13 protein-coding genes are annotated in these 14,985 nt (G+C 64.0%); 5 read left to right on the top strand and 8 right to left on the bottom strand.

Annotated elements, in window-relative coordinates; genetic code table 11:
• Window positions 1-386: 386 nt before the first annotated feature.
• Window positions 387-1,106, top strand: a complete 720-nt coding sequence (locus tag AC5Y4D_RS26675; RefSeq protein WP_463829014.1) for a ParA family protein — start codon at window positions 387-389, stop codon at window positions 1,104-1,106.
• Window positions 1,107-1,254: 148 nt separating this feature from the next.
• Complete coding sequence (locus AC5Y4D_RS26670; protein ID WP_500038690.1) at window positions 1,255-1,533, top strand: hypothetical protein; 279 nt, start codon at window positions 1,255-1,257, stop codon at window positions 1,531-1,533.
• A gap of 397 nt (window positions 1,534-1,930) precedes the next feature.
• Here AC5Y4D_RS26670 and AC5Y4D_RS26665 read toward each other — a convergent pair whose 3' ends face one another.
• A complete protein-coding gene (locus AC5Y4D_RS26665) occupies window positions 1,931-2,140 on the bottom strand; it encodes an antitoxin VbhA family protein (RefSeq protein WP_463829012.1) in 210 nt (69 codons plus the stop codon).
• Between the two features lie 91 nt (window positions 2,141-2,231).
• Here AC5Y4D_RS26665 and AC5Y4D_RS26660 point away from each other — a divergent pair, with 91 nt between their 5' ends.
• The 3 genes from AC5Y4D_RS26660 to mobF all read left to right on the top strand — a co-directional run bounded on the left by AC5Y4D_RS26660 (window position 2,232) and on the right by mobF (window position 8,104).
• On the top strand, window positions 2,232-2,963 hold the full coding sequence (locus tag AC5Y4D_RS26660; protein WP_156298774.1) for an NYN domain-containing protein: 732 nt from the start codon (window positions 2,232-2,234) through the stop codon (window positions 2,961-2,963).
• An 845-nt stretch (window positions 2,964-3,808) separates the two neighbouring features.
• Window positions 3,809-4,945, top strand: a complete 1,137-nt coding sequence (locus AC5Y4D_RS26655) for a helix-turn-helix domain-containing protein (protein WP_500038689.1) — start codon at window positions 3,809-3,811, stop codon at window positions 4,943-4,945.
• Window positions 4,946-5,185: 240 nt separating this feature from the next.
• Window positions 5,186-8,104, top strand: a complete 2,919-nt coding sequence (gene mobF / locus AC5Y4D_RS26650) for a MobF family relaxase (protein ID WP_500038688.1) — start codon at window positions 5,186-5,188, stop codon at window positions 8,102-8,104.
• Between the two features lie 297 nt (window positions 8,105-8,401).
• Here the strand turns inward: mobF and AC5Y4D_RS26645 are convergent, their stop codons facing one another.
• The 7 genes from AC5Y4D_RS26645 to AC5Y4D_RS26615 form a co-directional block, all read right to left on the bottom strand.
• Window positions 8,402-8,626 carry a hypothetical protein gene (locus tag AC5Y4D_RS26645; RefSeq protein WP_500038687.1) on the bottom strand — a complete coding sequence of 75 codons (225 nt, stop codon included), beginning with the start codon at window positions 8,624-8,626 and terminating at the stop codon, window positions 8,402-8,404.
• A 488-nt stretch (window positions 8,627-9,114) separates the two neighbouring features.
• A complete protein-coding gene (locus AC5Y4D_RS26640) occupies window positions 9,115-9,726 on the bottom strand; it encodes a hypothetical protein (RefSeq protein WP_500038686.1) in 612 nt (203 codons plus the stop codon).
• Window positions 9,727-9,818: 92 nt separating this feature from the next.
• Entirely contained in the window at window positions 9,819-10,775 is a 957-nt protein-coding gene (locus tag AC5Y4D_RS26635) for an EspK C-terminal domain-containing protein (protein ID WP_500038685.1), read from the bottom strand.
• A 1,405-nt stretch (window positions 10,776-12,180) separates the two neighbouring features.
• Entirely contained in the window at window positions 12,181-12,711 is a 531-nt protein-coding gene (locus AC5Y4D_RS26630; protein WP_500038691.1) for an Rv2240c family protein, read from the bottom strand.
• 53 nt (window positions 12,712-12,764) lie between these two features.
• On the bottom strand, window positions 12,765-13,136 hold the full coding sequence (locus AC5Y4D_RS26625) for a hypothetical protein (protein ID WP_500038684.1): 372 nt from the start codon (window positions 13,134-13,136) through the stop codon (window positions 12,765-12,767).
• Window positions 13,137-13,268: 132 nt separating this feature from the next.
• The gene (locus AC5Y4D_RS26620) at window positions 13,269-13,889 is read right to left on the bottom strand and encodes a hypothetical protein (RefSeq protein WP_500038683.1); all 621 of its coding nucleotides are present in this window, start codon (window positions 13,887-13,889) and stop codon (window positions 13,269-13,271) included.
• Window positions 13,890-14,145: 256 nt separating this feature from the next.
• The gene (locus tag AC5Y4D_RS26615; protein ID WP_068021939.1) at window positions 14,146-14,934 is read right to left on the bottom strand and encodes a hypothetical protein; all 789 of its coding nucleotides are present in this window, start codon (window positions 14,932-14,934) and stop codon (window positions 14,146-14,148) included.
• Window positions 14,935-14,985: the final 51 nt, after the last annotated feature.

The raw sequence follows: 14,985 nt of genomic DNA, 5'->3' as shown, positions 1-14,985 counted from the left end.
CGCGTTGAACTACTTGCTGCTGGCGCGCGTCGAGGAACTCAGCGGCGTCCCGAAGCAGGTGTCTCTCGACCTATACGCCGACGCGGCCAAAAAGCTCAACGGCGACGCCAAGCCAAGCGAGTGATCTAACGACGATCCCCGACGTCTATTCGACGTCAACCTTCGCGAACCGTATCGCCCGGAAACGCCTACGCCCTGCTCATCACCTTGAGCCTCGCCCAGCGAGTGTATTAGGCAATTACAGCGCTCTAACGCTTTAACGCCTTATCGTATATGGCGCTACCGGAAAGTCGAGCGCTGCTGAACTGAGTAAACCTATACAGCGTTGTAACGCTCTAACGATTTAACGCTCTAGCATTAGAGCGCTATAACGTTATGATGCTTGGGTGACTGCAATTGTCGTATGCCACTCCCGAAAAGGGGGGGTTGGCAAGTCCTTCATCGCTTACGAGCTGGCGTCCCTGCTTGGCGCCGTCCTTGTCGACCTCGAACACGACGGGGGGGGAGTCACCACCAAATGGGGATATCGCCCCCAAGACCACCCCCGTGCTCGACTGCTTGATGCGCTCGAGCCGGGCGTAGCCGCGCCTCGGCCCTTGCGTGGCTTCAAAAAGCCCACTCTGGTCCCCGGACATCCCGACCTCTACGACCATCAACCCGACGCCACCACCATGGCCGACGCCCTCACCAAGTGGGCTCAAGAATGGGACACGGACTGGATCGTCGTTGACACCCACCCAGGCGCCAGTCCCGCCGCCCACGGCGCCCTCGCCGTCGCCAACATCGTGCTGGCGCCGACCGCTCTGCGAACCGCGGAACTCGACGCCACCGCCGAGCTGGTCAACGAAATCGCGGATTATCCGCTGGTCATTGTCCCGAACTTTGTCCCCACCACGCCGCCGGCCGCAGAAATACAGCGCCTCCGCCAGATCATCGAGAACACTCCCGTGCAGGTCGCTCCACCGATCCCCACCGCCCTGCACGTCGGCACCCGCAAGAAGCGCATCGCAATCACCGCCGAAAACCCGCCGGCTAAATCCTTGCAACGTGTCGCCGACGCCCTCGGCAACCTGGCCACTTTCGTGAAGGGATACGTTGATGGCTGACGGACTGGACTCACTCACCGCGATGCGCAACAAGACAACCTCGCGGCGGGCCGTGCCGCCACCGCGCCACCCACCTCGTCAAACACCCGTTTCGATGCCCGAGACGGCACCACCGCCGATCCCACCAGTCGCCCCTTCGCCAGAGGCCATGGCTATCAGCCCAGTGCCGGTGTCTCAGCTCAGTACCGATGCCGGTGGCTCCAAGTTGGCCAAGGTCTCGATCTACCTCGACGAGGGCACCGACGTCTACCTTGAAACGGTCCGCGGCGCGGCGCGGGCCACTAAGCCCCGTGTGGACGCCACCCGCAGTGCTGTTGTGCGTCTGGCTCTCAACCGTCTGGCCGACCAACTCAGCCCAGGCGAGGTCGTCGCCGAACTCCAACGCAACGCCGCAGGTCACACCGGACCCGGACGCAAACGCGCCTAACCTTATAGCGCTATAACGCTGTAAGCGTAGCGTGGCAACGACCCTTCACCGGGATGATGAAACGTTGCGGGGGAGCATCCTTCCTCGCCGCCAATTGTGGTGAACGTGGTGGTGCTGGCTGTCAAGGCCACGCCGCTTACGCGGTCGACCACGGTCGAGCCTTGACAGCCAGCACCACCACGCACAACAGCGGCCAAGTACGAGGAAGGGCATGCCATGGAACGTACGTAACAACGCCTCCGCAGCCGGATTCCCCCGCCTTACCAAGACTTCACAACCAACCTCGTGGTAATTCAGGGCCGTCTTCAGATGACAACCCATCGTCGCCGACAGATGATTGCAGAAACCAGCCAGCTACGTAGCGCTCGAAGGCTATTTGAGCAGCCCAGACCCATAACTAGCCACTCTGAGTCAGGCTCGCCACGTAGTCCTCGACGGAGGTATGACCCGTTGCCGTATCGATGATGGCCGCGACATCGCCGCGACTTGGCTTCCAACCTTCCAGCACATTACTGGCGATCGCGTTATTCACGATCCGGCGGGTTTCAGCGCTTAAACCTACGAACAAATCGGGCCAGCGATCTATCGCTCCGCAGCCTTTGCGCATGAGCGAATTCTAGGCTGGCTAACCGCAAAACTAGCGTTCAATTCGGTGTCGCGGGCGGCCGTTGCACCCCGTATCGCTAGCGTCGCTGGCCATGCGGGTAGGTGTGTACATCGACGGGTTCAACCTCTACTACGGCGGCCGCGGGCTATGCGGAAAAGGTGCACCGGGCTGGCGGTGGCTCGACGTGCGCGCACTGGCTGATCGCCTGGTCACCGATCACTCAGCCTGGACCAACACCACGATTGAGCGGGTGATCTATTGCACCGCCGTCATCTCTGGTGCCGACAACCCGGTAGGTAACCGCGAACAAGACGTGTACCTGCGTGCCCTGCAGCGCTCTCAGACAACCAGCCACATCGAACTGGGCAACTACGTACACCGGGTAGCGCGCGCGCCGCTGGCCACCCCTGACCGCAAGGGGCGACCCGTTCTAGCGCGCCCCGGCGGCCTGCTCATGGTCAAAGACGCCACCGGCCACGACGACCCTGCCGCGGTATTCGTGGTCTCTACAGCCCGACGTGAAGAAAAAGGCTCCGACGTCAACGTGGCCTCCCACCTCCTGCTCGACATCCTTGAACAGCGCATCGATGCCGCCGTGATCATCAGCAATGACAGCGACCTCAAATTTCCGGTGCAGACCGCGCGCGATCGCGTCCCGGTAGGCACCGTGAATCCTTCTCGCAGCCCACTGGCGGGAAAACTCCGCGGTCAACCCGGCGACGGCGTCGGCAATCACTGGTGGTACCAACTCACACCCGCGGACTTCCAGGCCTGCCAGCTCGCCGATCCCACCCACGGTGTACCCAAGCCCCCGCCGTGGTGACATGCCCGACAAAGGAGGGGAATTGCGTGCATGCAATGCACGTTGCATAATTACGCCATACCACCCGTCCCTGCTGGGGGCGGGTTTTTCATTGCCGCTTTGGTGTTCGCGAGGTCTATGGCCCTCTTAGCGGCTGTTGCCACACCGAACGTGTCGCGGCAGTCCATAACAAAAACATCACGGAGGGACGGCGTGTCGGAAGGGATCTATCAGATAGCTGTGTGAGGCTCCTTGTATGGCACAGCCACATAAAGGTCAACGGAAACTCATCATGTGTCGGCCGGCTGAGTCGGTTTACGACGAAGCGAAAGCGGAAGCAGCCAGGCGAGGTATGAGCCTTTCCCAGCTTGTCGCGGATGTCATGGCGTATCGATACGGACGCGATGATCTTGTCCGCGAACTTGACAAGCAAACGGAGGTTTTGCCGTTGGCGATGTGAGCACCGCGCCCTGACGCCAGTCGGGGTACAAACGCCAACAATTCCATAGCGGTGTGGATGACTCGCTGAGATGACGAAGGCCCCGCATTGCGGGGCCCTGTCGGGAGGGTTTGAACCGAGTTAGCAGCTCGGTTCCGGGTCCGCACCCGTTGCCCCTTGAAAGGGACGTGACTTGGGAGTCTCGTCTCACGGTAGCGCATATCTGGGCGTGGTTCCAGATTTTGCTGCGCGCCGTGATCCACTTTTTTCCACCCCACGTGTGGACAGCTCGGTGCGTGTGTATCGCGGCTGTACCGCGGCGTGGCCGCGTCGCGGTGTCATCCGCACGACCGGTGTTGCCGAGGTGTTGGCTAGGCGGCGCGGCCGGCGCCTAGCCGGCCGGGACCTGCCGCCGCCGAGCACCTTTGTGGCTTTAGAGCTTGACGCCGAGGCCTATGGCGGGGTGCCGTGCTGGAGCGCCGGCCCCACCGATTGGGCGCATATCACCGTGGCGGTGGCCTACGACCTGCACTACTCGACGGTGCGGCTGTCGATGTGCAACGGGGGCATCGCCAAAACCACTCTGATCGTGATTGCTGCGGCGATGGCCCGCTACGCCGATTGGCGCACCGGGAGGGGTTGTCGGCCCACCAACGCCCAACTGGAACGCGACACCGGCTATGACGAACGCACCATCCAACGCGCCCATGAATGCCTGCGGCTGCTCGGGGTAGCCACTGAGGTCCTGCGCGGCCGTCAGCGCACCTACACCGAACGGATGGCGTCCTGGCGGATGGGCGATCGCTACCGCGGCTGGGCCTCGGTGTGGGCGCTGCACGACAACGCCCACACCACCCGGTTGGTGAACAGGGTTATACACAGCTTGTCACCCCACCTGGAACGGTCCCCAGTTACCACTAGACACTCCTGTTTGGTCAAGCTGGTTACTACCCGCGCGGGCGCTCACCGCGCCCGGCACCGCGGCGCTGCGCGCCGCCGAGCACCTGATGAGGGGGGGCGGCGCCTGGCGGGGCGGTGGCGCGCTGATCCGCACGCCCCACCATGGGCCCGCAGATTCAGCGCCGGTAGTTGGGCGGCGATGCTGGCCGCGCCGGCGTCCGCCGGCTGGACACCGGCGGATCTGACCGCGCTAGTCAACGAATGGTTGGGCACTGGGCACTTCATCCCGGACAATCCGCCGCGCCCGATCGCCCTGTTGGGGTCGTTGCTGGCGTGGTACACCGCCCACAACACCCTGAGCGCTCGGCCGGCCGCGCTCGATGAGGCGCGCGAAGCCCAACAACGCGCTACCGCGCAAGCGCGGGCGCGCACGTCGGCGCTTGAACGCGCCGCCTACGCCGCGGCCCGCGCCCGCGGAAAAGCCGCCGCCACCGGACCCGGGCGCGCCGCGGCGTTCGCCGCGCTCGCGGCCGCCCAACGCGCCGCCGCGGCGCGACGCACTGCAACTGTCGCATCGTCACACCGCCGCGTCGTGGCCACCCCCGCCCCAGCACTGATGCGTGACCATCGGCCCACTGTCGCGTTCGATGGTCAGCCGTCGTGACAGGTCAGGCGGTAACGGCCACACCGCGTTTGGGATCTGTTGCAATCCCCTCAGCAAAACTTTGACATTTCCCTTCATTTCCGTTGCTTGCCTTCTCTTAGTCGCTTTCTCAGCCACTACCGAAGTGCCCCCGCACCTTCTGAGGGTTCGCGTTTGTCCCTTCCCCAAACCCCGCGCCTACAACCTCCATTCAACCCCGTTCTAAAGACAGTCAAGCAACCGGCACATTTGCACAATTTTGTGCGAGACTGGTGGCGGCGCGCGAGCGCGCCACCAGTGCGGTGGTCGAGGGGAGTGGGGTGGGTGTTGACGCTTTCGCGGATGAAGCAGTGGTCGATCGCCTATTACATCGAGACTGCGGCGGCGGCTGAGGTGGCTACGGATGCGGCGCGGGCAAACGGTGGGTTGGGGGAGTATTACTCCGAGCACAACACACGGGCGCCGGTGTGGGTGGTGGCTGGGGACGTCCGAGCCACAGCGCAGTTGGTGGGGTTAACCGAGGCCGATCGGGTGGGTGGTCCGGCGGATTCAGCGGTGGTGGCGCGCTGGTTCGACGACGGGGTCGCGCCCAACGGGGCGCGGGGGCGCAAGTTTTCGGCGTCGGATAATCATGGGTTTGATTTGACGTTTTGCGCGCCGAAGTCGGTGTCGTTGCTGCGCGCGTTCGGCACCGAGGTGACACGCAAGGCGGTGGTGGATGCGCATGCGGCCGCGGTCAGTGAAGCGCTGGAGTATCTTCATGCGCACGCGGGATACACGCGGGTGCATAACACGGTGACCGGCAAAAAGGATTTGCTGCGGTTGCCGGGGCTGGTGGCGGTGGCCTATCAGCACGAAACGTCGCGGGCGGGGGATCCGCATCTGCACACCCATGTGACGCTGCCGAACAAACAGGCGCGCGGCGACGGCAAGCTCGTGTCGATCGATTCCGATTCGTTGTTTCATGAAGCGCGGGCGGCCGGGATCATCTATCAGGCGACGCTGCGGCGACAGCTGCATCACGCGCTCGGCATTGAGTGGGGGCCGGTGGATGCGGTCACCGGGATGGCGGAGCTGGCCGGGGCGTCGGCGACCACGATCGCGGCGTGGTCCCAGCGGGCCACCCAGTTGCGGGAATGGGCTGCCAACAAGTTGGTGATCGTGGACGGGGCACCGACGCAGGGGCAGTTGGCGACGGCACAGAAATCCACCCGCCCGAAAAAACCCGAACACCTGTCGTGGGCTGAGCTGCGCGAGCAGTGGGCCGCCGATGCGCGTGATTTCACGATCAATATGGATGAGCAACGCGCGGCCGCGGCCGCCCGCCGCGGAACCACCGCGCAGGATGCGGCGGTGTTTGATCGGCGCCGCCTGGCCGCGATCGCCGCCGACATCGACAAGGCGGCGTTCACGCGCGCGGACTTGATCGAGATCATCGGTGCGCAGCTGCCGATCGATGTGGACGGCGATGGGCGTTCGGTGCGCGAGCAGCTTGAGGCCGCCGCCGATGCGGTCGGGATGCGGATTAGTGCGCCTCGGCAGGCTCATCACCGCGAAGGACACGAGCGCTACACGATCGACTTGGTGCTGGCTGAGGAACTGCTGCTGTTACGCACCGTGGATGCGCGTGATCAGCGTGCGGTGATTCCTATGGGCGTGGGTGATGTCGGGGGGTTATCGCCGGATCAGAGCCAGGCGGTGCGCAGTATCGCCGCGGCGCCGTGGCTGGTCGCTCCGCTGCTGGCCCCCGCCGGGGCCGGCAAAACCCATTCGCTGCACGCGTTGCGCCGCGCGGCTCGGCGCGATCGGCGGCAGGTGGTGGTCCTGGCACCGAACGGCCGTGCGGTCGACGGGGCGTTGCAGCAGGGCGCCGGCGATGTCGGCTACACCGTCGACAAAGCACTGCTGGAACTGCGCGCGGGCCGCCTGCACTGGGATGGACGCACCACTGTGGTGGTCATCGATGAAGCCGCGATGGTCGGCAACGGCCAACTGCGCGAGGTGCTGGCGGCCACCACCGCGGCGGGGGTCAAAACCGTGCTGGTGGGCGATCCCTTCCAACTCGGTCCGGTCCGCAAACGCGGCGGCATGTTCGAACAACTCTGCACCGACCTGCCCTGGACGCAACGGCTTTCCGAAGTCTGGCGGATGCACGACCCGCAAGAGCGCCAAGCCTCGCTGGCGTTACGCAACGGTGGGCCAGCTCCGCTGCGCCGGGCCGTGGAGTGGTATCGCCGCCACGATCGGCTGCACTGCGGCGATGAAGTCACCATGGCCCAGGACGCCTATCGCGCCTACCTGGCCGATCGCGACGCCGGTAACGACGCGTTGCTCATCGCTGATACCTGGGAGCTGTGCGATCAACTGAACACCCGTATCCACGCAGTCACCGTGGATGCGCAGGCACCGACAGTCACCGGCGCGCGCGGTCATCTGCTGGCCGAAGGTGACCTCATTGTCAGCCGACGCAACGACACCACCAACGACATCAAGATCTTTGACTACCGCGACGGGGCCACCACACCCTCAAAAACCGCCGGCCCGGTGCGCAACGGGCAACGCTGGGAAGTGCTGGCCGTCGATCCCGACAATGCCCGGATCGCAGCGCGGCGCCTCGAGGACAACGCCCGCGTCGTCTTCCACGGCGACTACCTACGCCAGCACGTCCATCACGGCTACGCGCTCACTCTGCAAGCCTGCCAGGGCCAGACCGCGGACACCTGCACCCAACTGATCAAGACCACCGCCGATCGCGGCACCCTCTACATGGGCGCCACCCGCGGCCGCGACACCAACCGCATCATGATCTACGACAAAATCGGCGCCGAAGGCGACCACGAACACGGCGAAACCACCCCCGGTGTGCACGTCGCACGCCGCGGCACCAGCGCCGACGCCGCCCGCCTGATGCGCACCATCACCAGCCGCAACGATCGCGCCCGCACCGCCCATGACGTCGCCGCCGAGGTCGACACCCACCACCTGCCCGAGCGGGTCGCCTCCCTGATCGCCGAACGCGCCCAGGCCGTGCCTCGCCGCCGCGCCGCCTACCAACGGTGGACCAACACCGCACTGGATCGCGACCTGCAACGCCAGCAGCGCATCCAACGCGCCTGGGACCTCCACCGGCGACGCAGCCAATCCCGCAGCATCAACGAGGGCCACGGACTAGACCTATAAGTTAGTCCGAACCCGCTGGGCTAGAAGGGTTTCGACGTTGTTTGTACTTCAAGAAGCCATCGACGGCTTGCGGCGATACACCTAGCTGCGCAGCAATCCAGGTCGGACCGCGGCCCAGCGCAGTCAACGCCGCCGCGGCATCGCGGCGCCGCTGGCGAACCGCGGCGATCTCCGCCGTCAGCCGCTGCAACTCCGCGTGAGCGGCCAACAGCTGCTTGAGAGCGCGACTTTCCTGCACCCCGCAGATTATTGCAGACTATCTTGAAAGACTTCCACCACCAGGCCGGGTCGGAATAGCTAGTCGTTGGATGCGGCGGCCATCGCCGCCACGACCGCGGCGTTGATCACGGCTTCCAATTGCCCAGCAGTGCACCCGGTCATGCATTGCGGCGACACGGTCAACCGCACCAACCGTCGGTCATCCGGATCAATCACCGCGACGACCTCGCCACCGACACTGGCGATTGCACCCTTATTGCCGGAGCCGCCCGGGTTCTGCGCGACCGCCAAAAGATCATGCACCCGATGCAACCGCTCCACGACGCGGCTGGCCAAAGCCGTTGACCGCGCAGTCATGTTTGACGGGCGCCGAGCAGCGCGGCGAACACCTCGACTTGGGACGGCGACGCAACCCACTGCCCCGCCATCCCGTTTCCTTCGGCGTGCTGTGCAAGCTGAAACCTCATGTACGCCAACGTATTCAACTGAACAATCCGACCCGCCAACTCCGCGGCCGACATAGCCATCACCGCAGGCGTCAACCGCACACCCGCCCACGCACCCTGCCTCGTCAACGCGACACGGATAGCTCCACTCCCCAAGACCGCCTCGACGCCATGCCCTGCCGTACAGCACCACCCCACGCCAGATGCCATCGCGCTCATAAGACCTCTCCCCTGCCCCGAAAACTTCAAGACAGTACTGATACTAGTCAGGGGCACCCGCCATTTTCAAGGCACTATTGAAAACATGTCGCGCACCGTCGACCAATATCAGTAAGTTCCGAGTTTTTAGGCGTTGGCCGGGTAGATCAGGTGTGAGCTCCGTTGGCGCACCGCGGCCACCGCACGGCCGTGCCGCGGCAACAGGTCGGCCAGCACCGATTCACGATCGGCCGAGGGGATAGCCGCCACATCGAGCAGGTTCAACCATTGTTCAAGCACCAAGGTTGAATCCGTGTTTGGCTGGTCCAGCATCCACCCAAACATCATGCCGTTCAAAGCGATGTAGGCCAATTCAACTTTGCGCACCGCCGCAGCCGCGTAGGCATCGGTGGTCGTCACATACATAGCCCACTGCGGCATCGAAACCAGCTTCGAGGAAAGGAAATTCGGAGCATCCGTCGCTTCTGTGACCCACGCTGCGCGTTCCTGGCGCAGCAAGGCGACCATCGCGTGGCCACCCCCAAATAGGAACGGTCCTGCACGTGGCAGCGGCTCCACCGCCCACCCCTCGGCGACAGCCATACCGCAACCGCTCAGCCACTCTCGTCCGGCTACCCGCAGCTCCCGGCCAAACCAGTCCAGTTTTCCCGCTAAACCGGCAATCGCCTGCACATCAACATCATTGACGGCAGTATCGCGTTTGTTCAAAAAAAGCTGTTGCTGAGTCAAGTTTGTCATGACCCACCCCGCACAGGACTCCACACAAACAGCCAGCAAATCCTGGCGAGCCGCCAACGCCCTGACCTGATCTGCGCAACGATCTACCACCTTCAACGCAACTCGGCTTCCGCTTCGACTTCCAGCGAACGCAGCATCGGATCGACCATGGTCGCGAAATCACCTGAACAGGCCGCCGCGGCGGCATAAACCATGTCCGCTAGCGGCGGTGGCTGATGCGCCCAACCCCCGACTACCTCCATTGTTCGCGCGACGAGCCACTGGGCCCGGTACACAGCTCCCCCGTCAGCAATCGCGACGATGTCGTCACCGTCGCCAGCGCGCTGCGGATTTGCGCTAGTCATTGCGTAGTAGACGCTTGTGTCCTCTGCAAACTTCTTCCAATCCCTTTCAGGGATTGCGTTGCCGCTGCCTAAGGCATCCCACATTTGCCGCAACTCCACCGGGCAATCCACACCCCCTCCCCCGTACTGCACCCCGTCGATCATCTGCATCACCAGCGGAACCATCACTTGGTTCAACACCGCTCTATCGCTCCAGGCGGCAAGACGACCGACCCGTGGATAGAGGCCGGGGCATTGCACAGCAAGCCGGTGTGCGTGCATGTCATCGAGCACCGACGGCGCCGGCGGTGGCGCCGAATAATCCCTCGGGCACAACGCGTGTTCCACACCGAATTCTCGCAGTGCATCGGCCACCTTGTGAGTGGTCGCGGCCGCGACCATCTGCGCCCCGCCTGAACGGCGCAGCTGCGCATATTCCACCAGCACCCGAGCTGGGTCACGCCAACCAAACCACCTTTCACCAAACGCGCTGTCCAGCAACGGGTCCACCGTCAAAAGCCGCGCTGACCGTGGAACGAACACGCCGTGCGGAATGTAGCCAAAACCCTCATTAGACATGAATACGGTTTCCGTCGCCCCATCGGACTCGGCGCGAAATACCCCCACCGCCCAATCGATCACCGGGTACAGAGCGGCGTCGCTATTGCGGCGAAGTTGGCTCGCTAAAGCTTTGGCAGCTAACAACTCTGGGGATTCACTGGGCACTCGCGTAGGCCGTGCGCTCCCGGCGCTAACGGTCGGCGCCGGAACCAGCGTCGCGCCAGGGCCACCAACCCCGCCAGACGTCGGCGCTGGCGCCGCACCGCCGCCAGACCCGCTGCCCGTACCCGCAGGAGCTGTCACCGACGTTGCTGACAGTCCAGGCGAGACCGGCGCCGCCGGGGCACCCATGCCAGGCGACGGCAACATCATCGGCGGAGCAGCAGCACCCGCACCGCCGGATGCGCCCGCAGCCGATACCGGCGCGTGAGCACCCGGCATCCCGATACCACTCGCCGAGGCCGGTGTGGCCTGCCCCGCGGACAGGCCCGCCGCGGGCACACCACCCGCCGAACTCGCGGCCGGTCCCCCACCCGCTGCCGTGGCCGCCGGCGGCACCCCGCCGAAACTCGCACCACCCGCCGAGCCCGCGGCCAAACCTTGACTGAACGCGGCTGAGGGCTGGCTGAGCCCCGGGACTGCCGACGATGGCGCGCCGCCACCTGTGGACAGACTCGACGGAAGGCCTCCGGCTGCCGAGCTTGGAGCTCGGCCAAGTCCCGAGGACAACCCCGACATCGGAGTTCCAGCCCCCACACCACCACCCCCGAGTCCGCCGCCAAGCCCACCGGATGACATTCCGCCTATACCTCCAGCGCCGGAAATTCCGCCGTCCGTTAACGGCGAGGGTGGCATCACACGGGGTGGCTGAGGGGGTGATGTTATTCCGCCGCCGGACAAATTTCCGCGCAACTGAGGATTGGACGCAAAAGGATCGTCCGTAGCGCCGCTGCCACCGCTACCAGACTCGCCGTGCTGTTCGCCCTTCTTTTTCGGCCCGCGCATTTGCGGGTCGCCATCAAGCGCCTGAGTAGGTTCCGGAGGCGTGTCGAGAGGCGCGCCGCCACGACCCAGAATTCCCGTGGCAATCGGTTCAACGCGACCTTGCATGCGCGCATGGAGACTCGTTATGCCACCTACGAATTCGGAGTGGACCGCCAGCGCTTGGGCATGTCGGGCGGCGATGATCGACGCCCGCTGGGTGGGTGGTGACGCGGCAAGCTCATCGTGCGCGTCGGCATCGATCCGGTCAAGCGCCCGGTTCAAGGCATATTGAAGTTCGGTAGCTTCGCGTAAGCCTGAGTCCAGGTGTTGCAGAATCGACGCGATTTGGCCGTGGTCGACGCCCATCCGCTGGTGGGCGGTGATCATAGCTTCACTTGCGGAACCTTCTGTTGCCGATGAAAGCTTCACTGCTGCAACACGATACGAATTTCCTACGTCTTCGTGAACACCTCGTGCCGTTCGGAATTCGGCGCGTGCAGGTTCTAAACCGCTGTACCGCGACCACATCCACGGCGGCACAATCGAATCTGAATACGGACGACCCTCTGTGCGTGGGAGCATTTAGTTACCCACAAACCGAGCGGACTTTTGCAGCCGCATCAATTCCTCGTTGCGCTGCAGCGTTCGCGACGTCGGCGGCGGCATGTTGACCGTCTGCGGCGACCATATCGATGGTCGCAGAGATGTATTCGGCTATGGCGCCGGCGACACTTGGGGGCGCCGCTGGGGCAATGTGTTGTCGTAAGTATTCGACCTGGATCAAGATGCCGGACTCGGCTTCGGAGAGACTCCGTACCGTCACTGGGTCATCCCAAGCTGGCGGCGAATTTACGAATGCGCTGCGGGCGGCGACCATTGCTTTGGACGCCGCCCGCCATGCGTCGCACGCTTCGCGTTTTGCGGCGGTGACCTCATTAGGTGCGGCAGTTCTTGGTGGCGTCGGTTCGATGGGTGCCGAAGGTGGTTGCGATGCCGAACGGTGTGTCAACGCCGCGGCGCTCACCCCCGCGGCTGCAATGGCTACGACGAGTGCCGTGATTGTCAGGAGTCGCCCACTACGGCCCGCGGTTGGCGGCTGGTATCCCGTTTCCGCCATGCCTGATGGACCGTGCTGCTGCGCCGCTGGCGGCGCGAATGGTTCCGGAAGCGTCATGTCGTCTCGCCGATTTGCCCTAGTTCACCGGCATTAGCGGTGTCCATTTCTGACAGGGTGGCGAACCCCGCGGCGCTTGCGGTGCCGAGCCTTTCACCACGTGAACTGACCGTTTGTGTAACTGCCTGATGGACACCATATCCCCAGGTATGAAGCGCAGCTAATGCTGCATCGAAAGCGCTAACGCCGCCGCCGCTCAGTGGGAGGGCAGGGGCGTCGTCCACATTCGTCCTCAACCCCTCCGCGGCCGCTCGGGCGGCAATAGCCGGTGCTTCCGAATCAACAACCACACGTTCAGCCATAGCGCACAGCGTAGAAGCGGGGGCTGACATCGCGCCACCATCGACAAAGAGCGCGCGGATGACCATGCGGCTCAGGGTAAGCGGGGCGGCGGCGTAGTGACATTGCGCCACCGTTCGCATCAAGAACGTAACTTCACCGAGCGCGTCGGTTCCGGACGAGTGGTCTCGTTGTCTTCGATGCTCGACACATTTGATGCCTCAGTCTTGGTCGCTGGTGTCGTCCTCAAGGCCCAGGTCGAGCTGCCGAAGCCGTTCATCTTCTCGGGCGATCTTCGCCGGCCGGAGCCCCACGTGAATCCAGCCAGCTATGCCGACCATCACTATGAATGCTATGCCCAGGGCGCCACCAATTTGGCCGTTCTCCGTCGTAAGGGCACTATCGCCATTTACCGCCACGAGTACTACTGACGCCACTATCAGGAATCCGAAAAGCGCCGCACACGCGCCGACGACCCATACCACTGTCAACTGCGCCTGCGTCAACATGCGCCGCCTCCGCGCCAGATTCATCGCCGCCCGCTGCCGCTCATCAGCCTTGCGGTCACGGCGGGCCTGAACTGCGCCCGCACACAGCAGCACACCGATGCTCAGGATCGGGGACCACCCGACAATGAATCCCAACCACTTCGGGCCCGGCGGCGGCAGCAGGATGACCGCAATCAAGATCAGGCCGACCGGAAGAGTGGACTCGTAGAAGGTCTTTGACAGGTTGCGGTCGCGTGAAGGGCGCCACAAGCGGTACAGCCAGATTGGACCACCGATTGCCAGCAGCACCACCAACGGTGATATCCCGGTGTGCAGTGTCGCTTCCTCCGCCATGTTCCTCACGTTAAGGGCAAACTGTGACACGACGTGTTCAACTGCGCACGAGCCCGCATCGCTCGGCAGTTTGACCAAGACGCCCGGATGGACGCCGGTGGGTGTTCAAACCAAGCCGTCTCATTTCTAAAGAAACGAGACAGGCGTACGCGGCCCACATGCGATGACAAAGCGCCAGGTTGTGATTTTCAGAGGTAAGTGGCGGTGAATCTTCAGCGGTAAATGGCGTCACATAGTCGCGATGACCCGCGTGCGGTTAAGCGTTTAGGCGATCTTCGTATGGGGCGTCGGGCGGAATCTGTAGGACCTCGATCATCTCGGATGTGCGGAGCTGGTCGATAAGTTCACGTGTACCGCCGATGATGGTGGAGTCGTAGTCGACTTCGGTTGCCACGCACCAGGTGTGGTCGGCGGGCCAGAAGAAGCTTGGCGATTGGGGGATGAAAAAGTCCTCGTTGACCCAGTGTCCGATCCGTACGGCGGCGTCGATGTGGCCTTTAAACAGGTGGTATCTGCGGCCGGGTAGTGAAAAGGTGGGTCCGCTTGTGGCGAGTCGCCATTGAGCCGGTGCCGGCTGGGGCGGTTGGATGTCCGGGATCACACCGTCGGGAGCGTAGTAGGCGGTGATCGTCGACGCCGGACTGTCATGGTCGTGGAGCCAGCCCCAGCCTTCCCAGACCGCGAAACAGCACGCCTGTGCTGTCGTGGTGTGCCTGGCGAGGATGGCGCAGAGCGCCTTGAGTGCCCAGCCGTTCAGGTCTCCCCGCATGGGGTCGCCCGGTCGGCCGCGTCCCGAGGATGCTGAGGACTTGATCTTCTCCCACCAGGCCGATGGATGGAGAATGCGGCTGTTGGCGCGGGCCACCGTCGCCCAGGTCAGTGGTCCGGGGTGATCGTCGAGGGGATGCAGTAGCCGGGCGTAGGCCCCAAAGCCGGCACCGACCATGCCGGTCGGCCAGTGCTGGTGATCCCATAGGTCTACCCGGTCGATCAGCCACTGAGCCGGCTCGGCCGAGCCGGCAGGTCGAGGAGGTTGATGATCCACCCTGCCACGATCCCTTACACCGCCCCGTTACGCAGCATCGGCGTGTTTCGT

Source organism: Mycobacterium sp. NGS67, from assembly GCF_059812185.1.
The sequence above is the reverse complement of the archived record's forward strand: the minus strand, read 5'-3'. Positions and strand labels throughout refer to the sequence as shown.

Coding starts and splice junctions, on each gene's coding strand:
- AC5Y4D_RS26665 (WP_463829012.1), bottom strand. CDS start 2,140: ATGCGCAAAGGCTGCGGAGCGATAGATCGCTGGCCCGATTTGTTCGTA.
- AC5Y4D_RS26620 (WP_500038683.1), bottom strand. CDS start 13,889: ATGGCGGAGGAAGCGACACTGCACACCGGGATATCACCGTTGGTGGTG.
- AC5Y4D_RS26660 (WP_156298774.1), top strand. CDS start 2,232: ATGCGGGTAGGTGTGTACATCGACGGGTTCAACCTCTACTACGGCGGC.
- AC5Y4D_RS26670 (WP_500038690.1), top strand. CDS start 1,255: ATGGCTATCAGCCCAGTGCCGGTGTCTCAGCTCAGTACCGATGCCGGT.
- AC5Y4D_RS26630 (WP_500038691.1), bottom strand. CDS start 12,711: ATGGCGGAAACGGGATACCAGCCGCCAACCGCGGGCCGTAGTGGGCGA.
- AC5Y4D_RS26625 (WP_500038684.1), bottom strand. CDS start 13,136: ATGGTCATCCGCGCGCTCTTTGTCGATGGTGGCGCGATGTCAGCCCCC.
- AC5Y4D_RS26640 (WP_500038686.1), bottom strand. CDS start 9,726: ATGACAAACTTGACTCAGCAACAGCTTTTTTTGAACAAACGCGATACT.